This window comes from Streptomyces sp. NPDC059785, assembly GCF_042732375.1.
Classification (GTDB): Bacteria; Actinomycetota; Actinomycetes; order Streptomycetales; family Streptomycetaceae; genus Streptomyces.
This window is the reverse complement of the sequence record NZ_JBHWHV010000064.1, coordinates 42,741-58,119: the sequence shown is the minus strand read 5'-3', so window position 1 is coordinate 58,119 and position 15,379 is coordinate 42,741. Positions and strand designations below refer to the sequence as shown.

The window sequence follows — 15,379 nt, the reverse complement described above, 5'->3', positions numbered from 1 at the left end:
GTGGGCGACCGGGCCCCTTCGTGTTCGCGGGACCCGGCGGGGGCGCTTTGTGCGGGGAGGGGGCGCGCGGTTGCCTTCGGAGCCCGGATGGCGGGGGAGGGCCGTGCCGAGCCGCTAGCGTTCATGACCGGCGCCCACCCAGCTCTCTGGGCGCCCCCTTCCAAGGAGAACGTTCCGGACCCCGGCCCTCGGGGCCCGGCCCGAGCTTCAACGAACCGTCTACCGGGCTGATGGGCGGCATCGTGGAAGGGGGCGCCCATGGGACGCCACCGCAAGCCCACCCGCTGGGACCGGATCCGTCTTCGGACGGCGAAGTTCCGGAGGAGGTGTGTCTTGTGGATCTACGGACGGTGAGCGGCCGCCCCTATGAGACCTAGGGGCGGACACCCGTGATCCGTCAGGAGCCTGCCGCAGCTAGCCACTGCGGTGGGCTCCGCTTGTTGGGCGGCCGCCCCTATGAGAGTTAGGGGCGGACACCCGTGATCGGCCAGGAGCCTGCCGCAGCTAGCCACTGCGGTGGGCTCCGCTTGTCGGGCGGCCGCCCCTATGGAGCCTAGGGGCGGGCACCCGTGATCCGTCAGGAGCCTGCCGCAGCTAGCCACTGCGGTGGGCTCCGTCTTTTGTCCCAAGGTACTGGTGTGGGGTCTTGGGTGCCAGCGGCGTCAGGGGTCCGGCGTTCCGTGCGCCCCCTTCACAACCGGTGCGCCGCCCCCGTCGGGGTGACGCCCCGCGTGTCGAGCAGGAGCTGTGCCTTCACCGACAGGCCCTGGAGGTCGTACGTGCGGTGGGGCTGGAGCAGGATCGTCAGGTCCGCGGCGGCTGCCGCCTCGTAGAGGGAGTCGGCGCGCGGGACCGGGCGGTCCAGGATGTTCCAGGACGGCACCAGCGGGTCGTGGTAGCTGACGGAGGCGCCCAGTTCCATCAGGCGGGTGGCGATCTCCCGGGCGGGGGTGCCCTGCTGGTCGGCGTGGTCGGGCTTGTAGGTGACGCCGAGGAGCAGGACGCGCGCGCCGCGGGCCGATTTGCCGTGCTCGTTGAGGAGGGTGGCGGCGCGCTGGATCACGTAGCGCGGCATGCGGTCGTTGACCTGCTGGGCCAGTTCGACCATGCGCAGGGTGCGGGCCGGGTGGCCGGAGAGGTCCTGGGCGACGCCGTGGCCGCCGACGCCCGGCCCCGGGCGGAACGCCTGGAAGCCGAAGGGCTTGGTCTCGGCGCAGCGGATGACGTCCCACAGGTCGACGCCCAGCTCGTGGCAGAGCTCGGCCATCTCGTTGACCAGGGCGATGTTGACGTGCCGGAAGTTGGTCTCCAGGAGCTGCACGGTCTCCGCCTCGCGTGGTCCGCGCGCGCGGACCACCTTGTCGGTGAGGCGGCCGTAGAAGGCGGCGGCGGACTCGGTGCAGGCGGGGGTCAGACCGCCGATGACCTTGGGGGTGTGGGCGGGGTCGAAGTCGCGGTTGCCCGGCGCCACCCGGCTGGGCGAGTACGCGAGGTGGAAGTCGCGGCCGGCGCGCAGCCCGGAGCCCTCCTCCAGCAGCGGACGCAGGAATTCCTCCGTGGTGCCGGGGTAGACGGGGGACTCGAGGATCACCGTGGTGTGCGGGCGCAGCCGGGTGGCCAGGGTGCGGGCGGCCGTGGCCACCTGGCCCAGGTCGAGGGAGCCGTCCGCGCCCCGTGGGGTCGGTGCGCAGATGACGGCCGTGCGTACCCGGCCGAGTTCGGCCGGATTGGAGGTCGGCCGGAAGCCGCTCGCGTGCATCCGGCGCAGTTCGGCGGCGGTGAGGGAGCCGCACTCGGGCCCGGTCCGGTAGCCGAGCGTGGGGATGCCGGCCGCGACGGCGGCCTGGGCGAGGGGGAGGCCGAGATGACCGAGTCCGATGACGGCGAGATCTGCGGGCATGGCGTGGGCCGTCCTTCCCAGTAGCCGAAGTGGGACGAGCGCGCGAACCCGGTGGACAGAACGAGCGAGCGCAATGTCAGACTAGGAGTAAATATGACCGATTTGTGGGATTGGTTGTCTGTGTTGCGCCGTGAGTCCCTGATCGATGTGCACGTCGTGAGTCCCTGATCGATGTTCACGTCGTGAGTCATTGATCGATGTTGACCGGGAATGTCACCGGCCGTGACCGGGGCGGTGGCCGACCGTGGGCAACGCGGTCAGAATTTGGGCATGGGTGGTTGAGAACCGGGCTTCGCCGGACGGGCACGGCCAGCGCAACCGAGAGCGGGAGGCAGCGGTGAGGACAGCGACACTGGGGCCGGCGCAGCGCGCCGAGGCACTAGCGGGAATGGCCGAGGGCGAGCTGGACGTGCTGGTCGTGGGCGGCGGCGTGGTCGGCGCGGGCACCGCACTGGACGCCGTGACCCGCGGGCTCTCCACCGGTCTGATCGAGGCGCGCGACTGGGCGTCGGGCACCTCCAGCAGGTCCAGCAAGCTGATCCACGGCGGCCTGCGCTACCTGGAGATGCTGGACTTCGCCCTGGTCCGCGAGGCCCTCAAGGAGCGCGGACTGCTCCTCGAACGGCTCGCACCGCACCTGGTGAAGCCGGTGCCGTTCCTCTACCCGCTCCAGCACAAGGGCTGGGAGCGGCTCTACGCGGGCTCGGGCGTTGCCCTCTACGACGCCATGTCCATGGCCCGTGGACACGGCCGCGGACTGCCCGTGCACCGCCATCTGACCCGCCACCGCGCCCTGCGCGTGGCCCCCGCCCTCAAGAAGGACGCACTGGTCGGAGCGCTCCAGTACTACGACGCGCAGGTGGACGACGCCCGCTTCGTGGCCGCCCTGGTGCGCACGGCCGTCTCCTACGGGGCGAAGGCGGCCAACCGCGCGCGCGTGAACGGCTTCCTGCGCGAGGGCGAGCGCGTCGTCGGCGCCCGGGTGACGGACGTCGAGACCGGCGGGGAGTACGAGATCCGCGCCAAGCAGGTGGTCAACGCGACCGGCGTGTGGACCGACGACACCCAGGGGATGGTCGGCGAGCGCGGCCAGTTCCACGTACGGGCCTCCAAGGGCATCCACCTGGTCGTACCGAAGGACCGGATCCACTCGACCACGGGGCTCATCCTGCGGACCGAGAAGTCCGTGCTCTTCGTCATCCCATGGGGCCGGCACTGGATCATCGGCACCACGGACACCGACTGGGACCTCGACAAGGCGCACCCGGCGGCGTCCAGCGCCGACATCGACTATCTGCTCGAACACGTGAACTCGGTGCTAGCGGTGCCGCTGACCCGCGACGACGTCGAGGGCGTCTACGCGGGGCTGCGGCCGCTGCTCGCCGGCGAGTCCGACGCCACCAGCAAGCTCTCCCGCGAGCACACCGTCGCGCATCCGGCGCCGGGGCTCGTGGTGGTGGCAGGCGGCAAGTACACGACGTACCGGGTGATGGCCAAGGACGCGGTCGACGAGGCCGTGCACGGTCTCGACCAGCGGGTCGCCGACTGCGTCACCGAGGACATCCCGCTGATCGGCGCCGACGGCTACCGGGCGATGTGGAACGCGCGGGCCCGGCTCGCCGCCAGGACCGGGCTGCACGTGGTGCGCGTCGAGCACCTGCTGAACCGGTTCGGCGTGCTCGCCGAGGAAGTGCTCGACCTCATCGCCGCCGACCCCTCCCTCGGCGCGCCGCTCAAGGCCGCCGACGACTATCTGCGCGCCGAGGTCGTCTACGCGGCCTCCCACGAGGGCGCCCGCCATCTGGACGACGTCCTCACCCGGCGCACCCGCATCTCCATCGAGACCTTCGACCGGGGTACGCGCAGCGCCCGTGAGGCCGCCGAGCTGATGGCGCCCGTACTCGGCTGGGACAAGGACCAGATCGAGCGCGAGGTCGAGCACTACCAGAAGCGGGTCGAGGCGGAGCGGGAGTCGCAGCGCCAGCCGGACGACCTGACGGCGGACGCGGCACGTCTCGGAGCACCGGACATCGTGGCCGGCCGCTGATCCGGCGTCATGCGCGGGTACGCGGGCGGGACTCCGCTCGGCCGGCGGCGGAATGTTCGCGAGTGTCCGGCGTGTCCGGGGCCGCGGCAGCGCGGTCCTCGCCCGTCCTGTCCGGCATGCCGGACGGAGCTGCCCAGGTGGCAGGGGGGTCACCGGCACGTGACCGTCCCTCGGGCCCGGTACCGGTGCGCTCCCAGGGGCCCCCTGGGCGTCGGGTGGTCCGTGGGTGAGGGACAATGGAGCCTCTGTCAGGGCGGGTTGCATGAGGGGACGCATGTCGGAGGCGGAGCGGGCGGGGGCATCCCGTGAGGACAAGAGCGGACGTCTCCTCGCCGGGCGGTACCGGCTGGGAGACGTACTCGGCCGCGGCGGCATGGGCACGGTGTGGCGTGCCGAGGACGAGACCCTCGGCCGCACGGTGGCCGTCAAGGAGCTGCGGTTCCCGTCGAGCATCGACGAGGACGAGAAGCGGCGGCTGATCACCCGGACGCTGCGCGAGGCCAAGGCGATCGCCCGGATCAGGAGCACCGGCGCGGTCACCGTCTTCGACGTCGTGGACGAGGACGACCGGCCGTGGATCGTGATGGAACTCATCGAGGGCAAGTCCCTCGCCGAGGTCATCCGCGAGGACGGCACGCTCACGCCGCAGCGCGCCGCCGAGGTCGGTCTCGACATCCTCGACGTGCTGCGGGCGGCGCACCGTCAGGGCATCCTGCACCGCGACGTGAAGCCGTCGAACGTGCTGATCTCCGAGGACGGCCGGGTCGTGCTCACCGACTTCGGCATCGCGCAGGTGGAGGGCGACCCGTCCATCACCTCGACCGGCATGCTCGTCGGCGCCCCCTCGTACATCTCGCCGGAGCGGGCGCGCGGCCACAAGCCGGGACCCGCGGCCGACCTGTGGTCCCTGGGCGGCCTGCTCTACGCCTCGGTGGAGGGCGTGCCGCCGTACGACAAGGGCTCCGCGATCGCGACGCTCACGGCCGTGATGACCGAGCCGGTGGAGAAGCCCAAGAACGCGGGCCCGCTGGAGAAGGTGATCTACGGGCTGCTCGCCAAGGACCCGGAGCAGCGGCTCGACGACGCCGGCGCGCGGACCATGCTCAACGAGGTGATCCACGCTCAGAAGCGCCCGAAGGACGAGCCGGAGCCGGCGGACGCGACCAAGGTCGTCGCGCTGCCGCCGCTGCCGGACGAGGGCACGGGCAGGGGGAGTGCGGCCGCCGCGGGCGGCGGCGCCCTGGCCAAGAAGGGCGAGGAGGCGGCGGAGCGGCTGCGCGGCGCGCTGCGTTCCGTGCGGAAGGCCGCCTCGGGGGCGGGCGCGGCCGCGGCGGCGCGCGGCAAGTCCGCGGGGGCGGCCGGGACGACGCCCGCTGCGGGCGCCACAAGTGCCACGGGCGGTGCGCCTGCTACGGGCGGCGCGGCCGCTGAGCCGGCCGCGCCCGCTGCGGGTGGTGCCGGTGCCAAGGGTGCCAAGGGTGCCAAGGGTCTTGAGGGTGCCGGTAGAGCCGGGGCTGCGGGTGCCGGTGCGGCCGCCGGGGCCACGGGTTCCGCCGGGACCGCGAAGACCACTGGGGTCACTGGATCTACCAGTGCCACTGGTGCCACTGGTGCCACTGGTGCTACGAAGTCCGCAGGGGCTGCCGGGTCAGGGAACGCCGCAGGGGGCGCCGGTGCTGGTGCCGGTACCGCCGGTTCCGGTCAGGACGCCCGCACGAAGGTCTCGGGCTGGCCCGAGGTGCCGCCCGCGCCGCCGCGCCCGGTGCCGAAGGCGTCGATCACCGACGTCGTGCCGCGCCGGACGCTGGTCATCGCCGCGGTGGTGATCGTGCTCGCCGTACTGGGCACGGTGCTGGCGATCACCCTGGGCGGCGACGACGGCTCGAAGGAGAACAAGAACGGTTCCGGCGCGTCCGCGTCCAGCGGGACGACGGCGGGCGGCGGCGGCCAGGGCAAGAACTCCGGCGGCGGCACCGACGAGGACAAGTCCGCCTCCGCCACGGCCTCCGGGGCGCCGGGCACGGACGGCGAGACCAGCAGCACGGCGAGCGCCGACGCGTCGGGCTCGGGGGGCGGGTCCGGGGACTCGGACGGTTCGGGCGGCTCCGGCGGTTCGGGCGGTTCCGGCGAGGACAGCACCAAGTCGGACGACGACGACATCTCCGTGACGACGTACAAGAGCAGCCAGGGGTTCACGATCGGGCTGCCGAAGGGCTGGAAGTACCAGTCCTTCACGAGCGGCGTCGGGGTCCGCTTCACCGGTCCCGAGGGGCAGAAGCTCCTGGTCGGCTGGACGAGCCAGCCGAAGTCCGACCCGGTCGCGGACTGGAAGAACCAGGAGCGCTACATGACGCGCTCGCAGTACCACCGGGTGCGGATAGAGAAGGCGGACTACCGCGACTGGAACACGGCCGACTGGGAGTTCACCTACGTGGACGGCGGGACCAAGTACCGGGTCATAGACCGCGGCTTCGTCGTCAACTCCAGCCTCGGCTACGGGATCATGTACACCGCGAAGTCGGCGAACTGGGACACCGAGCTCCGCGAGAAGACGTGGAAAACGCTGACGTCCACGTTCAAGCCGAAGTCGTGAGCGGCCTCCGCGGCGCGTGATACGAAGCGGCGGTAGCGGTGCGTGGTCGGCACGCGTGGTCACGCACCGCGACCGGACGGTCAGAAGTGTCCGGACGGTGGACAGCGGGAAGCCGTTTGTTCACCCGGGCGTGGCCGAAGTGTGTCCGGGGACGAGTTATCGGGCGTGATATCTCGGAGTACCTCATTGCGAGCTGACCGCGGCACGTATCGTGAGTGGTTGCGGACAGTACGGATGCGGACGGGACGGAACCACAACGGACAGCGCCCCGAACGGAATTGACCATCGGGCGGCCGGGGGAGGCATCGTGGACGACTATGCGGGGCGAGTACTCGCCGACCGCTACCGCCTGCCGCTGCCGCCCTCCGACGAGTACGAACTCGCCGAGACCCGCGCCTTCGACACCTACAGCGGCCAGGAAGTCCTGATCAGGCAGGTGCCGTTGCCCGAGGTCGTCGAGGCCGAGGTGCTCGACGCGGACGGGCTGCCCGAGGGGTTCGTCGCCCGGGACGGCGTACCGGGCGTTCGGGGCCGGGCGGGCGCGTCCGGACGGACCACGCGCCGGCCCGCCGAACCGGCCGTGCGGCGCGCCATAGAGGCCGCGCAGGCCGCCGCGCAGATACCCGACCACCCCCGGCTCGACCAGGTCTTCGACGTGTTCGCCGAGGGCGGCTCGCTGTGGGTGGTCAGCGAGCTGGTGGCCGCCCGGCCGCTGGCCGCGCTGCTCGCCGACAAACCGCTCACGCCGTACCGGGCGGCCGAGGTCGCCTCGGACGTGCTCACCGCGCTGCGCGTGCTGCACGCGCACGGCTGGGTCCACCGGAACATCACCGCGCGTACGGTGCTCGTCTGCGACGACGGCCGCGTCATGCTCACCGGCTTGGCGGTCGGCGCGGCGGAGGAGGCGCTGTGCGGGTACGACCCCGTACCGCCCCGCGACACGCCGACGGACGCGCCCGGCGGGACGGGGACGCACTCGCTCGGGGTCGGCGGAGGCGGTGGCGCCGGTACGGGCGGCGGTACGGGTGCCGGTGCCGGTACGGCCGGGGGTGCCGGGGCTTCCGGTGTCGTCGCGCGTGCCGGTGACGTCGGCGCCGGGGACCCCGAGGCCGCGCGGCGGGCCGCGATCGAGGCGCGGGCCAAGGGCATCGAGGCCCGTGCGGCGGGCGGCGAGCCCCGTTCGCCGGGCGGCCTGCCGGGCACGGACGGACCGCGCTCCGGACCGCCCGCCCTCGGCGGTGGCGGCCCGTCCGAGACGGGGGCCGACGCCGTACGCGCCGCACGTGCCGGAGCCATCGCCGCCTACCGCGCGGGCGCCCGCGCCGCGGCCCGCGTGCACGACGAGCAGCGGGGCGGCCCGCCGGCCCTGCCCGCGCCCCGCCCGGCCCTGCCGGAGGGGTACGAGGAGGGGCCTTCGGCCTCCGGCAACGGTGCTTCGGCGTCCCCTGGACACGGTGCTCCGGCTTCCTCCGGTTACGGTGCTCCGACATCCTCCGGTTACGGGGGCGACGCGCGCCGGGCTCCCGGGCAGGGTGTCGAGCAGACGCCGGGCACCCCGCCCGCCGGGCAGATCGCCGACCCGTACGGGGTCGGACGCGCGGGCCCCTGGCACGGAGCCGTGCCGCGGTCCGGAACCGGCGGCGCCCCGGCGCTCGGGCCGGTCCAGGACGCCTACCGGGACCGTCCGGGCAACGGCAGCGGCAACGGCAACGGGATCGGTGACCGCTTCACCGCCGACGCCGCTCCCGGCCCCGGACCCGGACGCCCCGTACCCGTCACGGGTCTGCCGCAGCAGCAGGGCGCGGGCCCGGACGGTGCGCGGACGCCGCAGGACAGCGTCCCGTCGCCGCAGGACGGCACCCGCTGGGACCAGCTGGTCGCCGCCTCCGCTCCGCGCCGGGGGCCCGCCACGGCGCTGGCCGCGGAGCGGGCCCGGCAGGCGCGGATGGCCGTCGTCGGCCCGGTCACCGAGCGCTGGGCGCCCGAGCAGGCCGGTCCCGTACACGAGAACTGGCAGCTCGCCGCGCCGATCGGCCCCGCCACCGACCTGTGGGCGCTCGGGGCGCTGCTCTTCCGCGCCGTGCAGGGCCACGCGCCCTACCCGGAGGAGAACACGGCGGAGCTGGTGCAGCTCGTGTGCGCGGAGCCGCCGGCGTTCGCCGAGGAGTGCGGCCCGCTGCGGCCGGTCGTGGAGTCGCTGCTGCGGCAGGACTCCACCGAGCGCCTGGACTTCGAGGAGCTGAGCGGCTGGCTGCGCTCGCTCGTCCGGTCCGCCCCGGAGCCCGAGGCCGGTACGTACGTCATCGCCGCGCCGCCCGTCGACCCCAGCCGGCTGCCGATCGTGCGGCGCCGGGGCGAACTGGTCAGGCGGCGCCGGGCCGGGCTCCCCGCGACCGGTCCGCACGCCCGCCACAAGCGGTCGAAACACGACCGGCCGCCCAAGCCGCGGCGGCTCGGGCGCAACCTGGTCCTGCTGGTGCTGCTCGCGCTCGCGGCGGCGGTCGCGTACGCCATGTACTTCATGCCGAAGGCGACCCCGGGCGGCGGTACGGACGGCGAGCGGACCGGGTCCGCGGGGGAGGCCGCCCCGGCGCCCGACAGCAGCGCGGACAGCAAGGCGAGCAGCGAGCCGCGGCCCGACCAGACCTCGCCGGGACCGGACAAGAGCCCTTCCGGATCGGCCGGTTCGACGCAGGAGCAGACGAGCGGCGGGCCCGACGTCGCCGACGGCTTCACCCTGCGCAAGGACTCGGAGGGCTTCCAGGTCGCCGTGGCCCGCGGCTGGGACCGCGCGGCCAAGAACGGGCGCGGCCAAGTGGTGTACTCGCACGGGGACTTCGAGCTCGTCGTCGTACCGGGCCGGGACAGCACGGACGCGTACGGCAGTGACCCGATGACGTACCAGCGGGAGAAGGAGCGCGAGTTGCAGCCCTTCCGCGACTCGACGTGGGCCACGTCCAGCGGGATGCGGACGATCGACGTGGGCGGCCGGACCATGGCCGAGGGACAGTTCACGTGGAGCGACAGCGACGGCCGCGAACTGTACGTGCGCAACCTGGCGATGGTCGTCGGCGGGGAGTACCACGTGGTGCAGGTACGCGGTCCCGAGGCCGAACGCGACGAGGTGACCCGGCTGTACGAGCAGGCGTCGGCGACGTATCAGGTGACCGGCTGACGTAGTTACCCGCTGGTGTGCCCCTTCCGTGGGAGCTTGGTGACGGCCCGTGAGCACATTTCGGGCGCACGGTGGACACGGAAGCGAGAACCGTCACAGTGCGGTCTCCGTACCACCGAGCCGGTTTCCCCGGGTGGGGCGAGGTCCTTAGTGTGAACCCGTCAATACCATTGCGGGGAAACGTGAATCAGATGCAGGGCCTGCTCCTCGCCGGCCGCTACCGTCTCGTCGATTCCATCGGCAGCGGCGGGATGGGCCGGGTGTGGCGGGCGCACGACGAGGTACTGCACCGAGCCGTCGCGATCAAGGAGCTGACGGCGGCGCTGTACGTCACCGAGAGCGACCGCGCGGTCCTGCTCGCCCGGACCCATGCCGAGGCGCGGGCCGCCGCACGGATCAACCACTCCGCCGTCGTCACGGTGCACGACGTCCTGGAGCACGACAACCGGCCCTGGATCGTCATGGAGCTGGTCGAGGGCGACTCGCTGGCGGACGCGATCAGGGACCGCGGCAGCATCGAACCGGCCGAGGCCGCGCGCATCGGGCTGTGGACGCTGCGCGCCCTGCGCGCCGCGCACACCGCCGGAGTGCTGCACCGTGACGTGAAACCGGGCAACGTCCTGCTCGCCGCGGACGGGCGCGTACTGCTCACGGACTTCGGGATCGCGCAGGTCGAGGGCGACTCGACGATCACGCGCACCGGCGAGATCGTGGGCTCCGTCGACTTCCTCGCACCGGAGCGGGTGCGCGGGGGCGACCCCGGGCCCGCCTCCGACCTGTGGGCCCTCGGCGCCACGCTGTACACGGCGGTGGAGGGCACCTCGCCGTTCCGCCGGACCTCGCCGCTGACCACCATGCAGGCGGTGGTCGACGAGGAGCCCGCCGCGCCGCGCTCCGCGGGCGCGCTGGAGCCGGTGATCAGGGCGCTGCTGTGCAAGGACCCCGCGCAGCGGCCCACTCCGGAGCAGGCGGAGCAGATGCTCGCCGAGGCCGCGGAGGGCAGACGGTCCCGCGACGCCCAGGCGTTCGTGGCGACGCAGCATGTGTCGTCCCAGGTAGGAACCGGACCTGTGGCGGCGGGACATGGTGCTACGGCACATGGCGCGGCGGCACATGGGCGTGCGGACCATGGCGGCGCGGGGCTCGCGGAGGCTGCCCACACGGGCAGCGACCACATGGGCACCGCCCACATGGCCACCGACCACACAGGCGTCGCCCACATGGGCGCCAACCCCACTCTGCCGCAGCAGTACGTCGGCCCCGACGCGCTCGGGGCGACCACCCATGTGCCGGGCCGGCCGCCCGGTCAGGGCGACGCCTACGGCGTCCCCGCGGCCGGAGCACCGAAGAAGCGTCACCGCGGCCGGGTACTCGCCCTGGTCGTGGTGCTGGCCATGCTCGTCGGCGGTGGCGGCGCGCTGGCCGCGCACTATCTCACCGGCGCCACGGGACGGAAGGGCACCTCGGCCGGTACGGACGGCACGGAGCAGTCCGGCGCGGTCCCCGACGATTGGATCCGCGTCCAGGACGTCGAAGGGTTCAGCCTCGCCCTGCCCAAGGGCTGGAAACGGCAGGCCAACGGCAGCCAGGTCGACTACACGCCCGACGGCGGCGAGCACTTCGTACGCATCGGCGTGGACGACTCGCCGGACTTCGACAACGCGTACACGCACCAGAAGGATCTGGAGCAGCAACTGATGAAGCTCCAGAACTACAAGCGGATCACGCTCCAGCCCAACACCTACCGCGACTGCCAGGGCTCCCTGTGGGACTTCACCTGGAACGCGCTGGCCTCGCAGTCGGCGTTCCCCGGCCAGCGCCGGGCGATCGAGCAGACCTACACCAGCCGGGACGGCGTCGAGTACGCGATCTACATGTCCGCGCCCGCGGACGACTGGGACACCGCGCGCGAGCAGTTCGACGCGGTGCTGAGGGGCTGGCGGCCCGAGGGCGAGTAGCCCTGGGTGGAAGCGTGGCTCGCGTCACGGGTCTGTGACCGGTGTCCGACGGGGGTGGATGGCCGGGCAGTCGGCGCGATATGCATGCTTCATGAGCAGCAACGGGGGAGCCCCTCACGGGGCGGACGAGCCGACGAGTTACGGACTTCAGCCGCCGCGTCCGGGCGGCGGACCGGCGCCGCGGCAGCCCGCTGCCCCCGCCGGGCAGCCCGGACACCCTGCGCACCCCGGCCGGCCTGAGCCTTCCGGACACCCCGGCCGGCCCGGAGTGCCCCACCCCGACAACCCGTACGTCACCCCGACCCGCGTCGTCCCGGAGCAGCCGACGGCTCAGCCGCACCACCCGGCTCAGCCGCACCACCCGGCTCAGCCGCACCCGCCCGTCCAGGACCCGGGCGCCGGGCGGCTCATCGCGGGCCGCTACCGGCTGCTGGCCAGGCTCGGGCACGGCGGCATGGGCACCGTATGGCGGGCCCAGGACGAGACCGTGGACCGCGAGGTCGCCGTCAAGGAGCCCCGCGTTCCGGACCACCTCCCCGAGCACGAACGCGCCACCGCCTTCGAGCGGATGCGCCGCGAGGCCCGCGCCGCGGCCCGGCTCGACCACCCGGCCGTCGTGAACGTGCACGACGTAGCGGTGGTGGACGGCCGGCCGTGGATCGTGATGGAGCTGGTGCGGGGCCGTTCGCTGGGCGCCGTGCTCCAGGAGGGCACGCTCGGTGTGCGGGACGCGGCGCGGGTCGGCCTCGAAGTGCTCGGCGCCCTGGAGGCCGCGCACGCGGCGGGCATCCTGCACCGCGACGTCAAGCCGGACAACGTGCTGCTCGGCCGGCACGACCGGGTCGTCCTCACCGACTTCGGCATCGCGCAGATCGAGGGCGAGACGAACCTGACGGACACGGGCGGGTTCGTCGGCTCGCCCGAGTACATCGCCCCGGAGCGGGTCCTCGGCCAGCGCCCGGGACCGGCCTCCGACCTCTGGTCGCTGGGCGTCGTCCTGTACGCGGCCACCGAGGGCGTCTCGCCCTTCCGGCGCAGCAACACCCCCGCGACCCTTCAGTCCGTGCTGAACGCCACGCCCGCGGCACCCGCCTCGGCGAAGGGGCCGCTCGCCGAGGCGATCAACGGCCTGCTCCAGAAGGACCCGGCCCGGCGCCCCGGCGCGGCCGAGGTCCGGCGGCTCCTCGAAGAGGCCGTGAAGCCGCCGCCGGAGACGCAGATCGTGCAGCTCGCGGGCCCCGTCGGCCAGGGCGTCCGCCTCGGCCGCAAGGCGTGGCTCGGTCTGGCCGCCGGTCTCGTCGCGGTGGCGGTGGCGGTGGCCCTGGTGCTCGCCGATCCGTTCGCGGGCACGCTGCCGGACGGCTGGAAGCAGCGGCACGAGAAGGCGCTGGGCGTGACGCTGGGGGTGCCGGCGGACTACAAGGCGGGCCGCCCGGACGACGACGACACCGACAAGAACTGGGTGACGTACAGCGACGCGAGCGGGGCCGTCTGGATCGGGCTGAACCTGTCCAGGAAGTCCGATGACTCCGGACGCAGCATCAAGGACTCGGCCGCGGCCCAGATGTACGCCGACGACGGTGAGTTCAAGGAGAGCGGCGAGTACGCCCTGAGCATGCCCGAGGGACCGGAGACGGCCACGCGGGAGACCACGTACCAGGGCCAGAAGGCCGCCGAGAACACGGTCGCGTACACGACCACCGACAGCAGCAACCCGCGTCCGCGGGAGGTGCGGATCTTCTACTACAAGACCTCCGCCGGGGACATGTACAAGCTCACGATCAGCTACCCGGGCAAGGGCGACTTCACGGGGCGGGGGCGGGAGGTCGCGGACGCGGCGATCGCCAATCTGGACATCGACACGCTCTGACGGGTTTGCAGGCTCTGGCGGCAAACAATGCCCTGATCAGGACGTTTGTTGCCAGCGATCACTGGCGTCGTGTGAGCAGTCGGTGAAACCCCGTTACCGACGGGTACCCAAAGTGTCCGGGCGGGCATACCCTGCGGCTCATGACGGACTCGAAGGCCCCGGAACAGGCCGCCCCGGCAACGGCCACGGCCACGGCCACGGAAACGACCGGTGACGCCCCGGCGGGCGGCAAGACCGGCACCAACCCCCTGGCGCCCTCCCCGCAGGGTGCCCGTACCGCCGCCGACGTCGTCACGCCCGAGCTGGTCGCCCAGCTCACCAAGGGCGTCGTCGGATCCGGCCGGACCGCCAACCACACGCCGCTCACCGGCGAGAAGCTGGCGGACCTGCCCGAGTCCACGCCCGAGGACGTACTGAAGGCGTTCGACCGGGCCCGCGCCGGGCAGGTCGCCTGGGCGCTGACCCCGGTGCGGCAGCGCGCCGCCGTCCTGCTGCGCTTCCACGACCTGGTGCTCGCCCGGCAGGCCGAGGTCCTCGACCTGATACAGCTGGAGACCGGCAAGGCGCGGCTGCACGCGCACGAGGAGGTGCAGGCCGTCGCGGTCGCCGCCCGGCACTACGGCCGCAAGGCCCCCGCCTATCTGCGGCCCAAGCGGCACACCGGCGCCGTACCGACCCTGACCAAGGTCACCGAGCTGCGCCACCCGCGCGGCGTCATAGGCCAGATAGCGCCCTGGAACTACCCGCTGGAGCTGTCCGTGGGCGACGCGCTGCCCGCCTTCGTCGCGGGCAACGCCGTGGTGATGAAGCCCGACACCGAGACCTGCCTGACCGCGCTGTGGGCGCGCGACCTGCTCGTCGAGGCCGGGCTGCCCGCCGAGGTCTTCCAGGTCGTCATCGGGGACGGACCGGTCGTCGGACCCGAGATCGTCAAGTACGCCGACTACGTCTCCTTCACCGGCTCCACCCGCACCGGGCGCGAGGTCGCGCAGGGCGCGGCGGCCCGCCTGGTCGGGGTGTCCCTCGAACTCGGCGGCAAGAACGCCATGCTGGTCCTTCAGGACGCCGACCTCGACAAGGCCGCCGCCGGCGCCGTACGGGCCTGCTTCTCCTCCGCGGGCCAGCTCTGCATCTCCATAGAGCGGCTGTACGTCCACGAGTCGGTCGCCGACGCGTTCCTGGAGCGCTTCGCCGCCCGCACGAAGGCGATGCGGCTCGGCACGTCGCTCTCCTACGGCGCAGACATGGGCTCGCTGGTCGGCGAGCGGCAGCTCGACACCGTCACGCGGCACGTCGCGGAGGCGGTCGCCAAGGGCGCCGAGGTCGTCGCGGGCGGCACCGCCCGGCCCGACATAGGCCCCTACTTCTACGAGCCCACCATCCTCGACGGCGTCGAGGCCCCGATGGCGGTCTGCACCGAGGAGACCTTCGGACCCGTGGTCTCGATCTACCGCTTCAGGACCGAGGACGAGGCGATAGAGCAGGCCAACTCCACGTCGTACGGGCTGAACGCGTCGGTCTGGACGAAGGACGGGCGGCGCGGCCGTGCCGTCGCGGGCCGGCTGCGCAGCGGCACCGTCAACGTCAACGAGGGCTACGCCTCCGCGTACGGCAGTGTGCAGTCGCCGATGGGCGGCATGAAGGACTCCGGGCTCGGCCGCCGCCACGGCTCGGAGGGCATCCTCAAGTACACCGAGGCGCAGACCGTCGCCCAGCAGCGGCTGCTGCCCATGGCCCCGTCCTTCGGCATGGACGACGAGAAGTACGCGGCCTTCATGAGCCGCAGCCTGCGCGCGATGAAGGCGCTGCGCCTGCGCTAGCCGCCCGTCCAACGCC

Annotated in this window: 7 protein-coding genes; 6 read left to right on the top strand and 1 reads right to left on the bottom strand. The window is 73.0% G+C overall.

Annotation, left to right across the window (positions count from 1 at the left end):
• Positions 1 to 691: 691 nt before the first annotated feature.
• Positions 692 to 1,900, bottom strand: a complete 1,209-nt coding sequence (locus ACFV6E_RS35135) for a nucleotide sugar dehydrogenase (RefSeq protein ID WP_385162676.1) — start codon at positions 1,898 to 1,900, stop codon at positions 692 to 694.
• Between the two features lie 337 nt (positions 1,901 to 2,237).
• On the opposite strand from ACFV6E_RS35135, the gene ACFV6E_RS35130 reads away from it, so the two are divergent.
• From ACFV6E_RS35130 to ACFV6E_RS35105, 6 genes are all read left to right on the top strand, one after another.
• Positions 2,238 to 3,947: a glycerol-3-phosphate dehydrogenase/oxidase gene (locus tag ACFV6E_RS35130; protein ID WP_385467239.1), complete on the top strand. Its 1,710-nt coding sequence runs from the start codon at positions 2,238 to 2,240 to the stop codon at positions 3,945 to 3,947.
• Between the two features lie 274 nt (positions 3,948 to 4,221).
• Positions 4,222 to 6,540, top strand: a complete 2,319-nt coding sequence (locus ACFV6E_RS35125) for a serine/threonine-protein kinase (protein WP_385467243.1) — start codon at positions 4,222 to 4,224, stop codon at positions 6,538 to 6,540.
• Between the two features lie 307 nt (positions 6,541 to 6,847).
• A complete protein-coding gene (locus ACFV6E_RS35120; RefSeq protein WP_385467236.1) occupies positions 6,848 to 9,715 on the top strand; it encodes a protein kinase in 2,868 nt (955 codons plus the stop codon).
• Positions 9,716 to 9,906: 191 nt separating this feature from the next.
• Entirely contained in the window at positions 9,907 to 11,673 is a 1,767-nt protein-coding gene (locus ACFV6E_RS35115; protein WP_385467241.1) for a serine/threonine-protein kinase, read from the top strand.
• Positions 11,674 to 11,764: 91 nt separating this feature from the next.
• The gene (locus ACFV6E_RS35110; RefSeq protein ID WP_385467233.1) at positions 11,765 to 13,543 is read left to right on the top strand and encodes a serine/threonine-protein kinase; all 1,779 of its coding nucleotides are present in this window, start codon (positions 11,765 to 11,767) and stop codon (positions 13,541 to 13,543) included.
• Between the two features lie 140 nt (positions 13,544 to 13,683).
• Positions 13,684 to 15,363, top strand: coding sequence for a succinic semialdehyde dehydrogenase (locus ACFV6E_RS35105; protein ID WP_385467230.1), 1,680 nt, complete (start codon positions 13,684 to 13,686; stop codon positions 15,361 to 15,363).
• The last annotated feature ends 16 nt before the right edge of the window (positions 15,364 to 15,379 follow it).

Coding starts and splice junctions, on each gene's coding strand:
- ACFV6E_RS35105 (WP_385467230.1), top strand. CDS start 13,684: ATGACGGACTCGAAGGCCCCGGAACAGGCCGCCCCGGCAACGGCCACG.
- ACFV6E_RS35115 (WP_385467241.1), top strand. CDS start 9,907: ATGCAGGGCCTGCTCCTCGCCGGCCGCTACCGTCTCGTCGATTCCATC.
- ACFV6E_RS35135 (WP_385162676.1), bottom strand. CDS start 1,900: ATGCCCGCAGATCTCGCCGTCATCGGACTCGGTCATCTCGGCCTCCCC.
- ACFV6E_RS35125 (WP_385467243.1), top strand. CDS start 4,222: ATGTCGGAGGCGGAGCGGGCGGGGGCATCCCGTGAGGACAAGAGCGGA.
- ACFV6E_RS35110 (WP_385467233.1), top strand. CDS start 11,765: ATGAGCAGCAACGGGGGAGCCCCTCACGGGGCGGACGAGCCGACGAGT.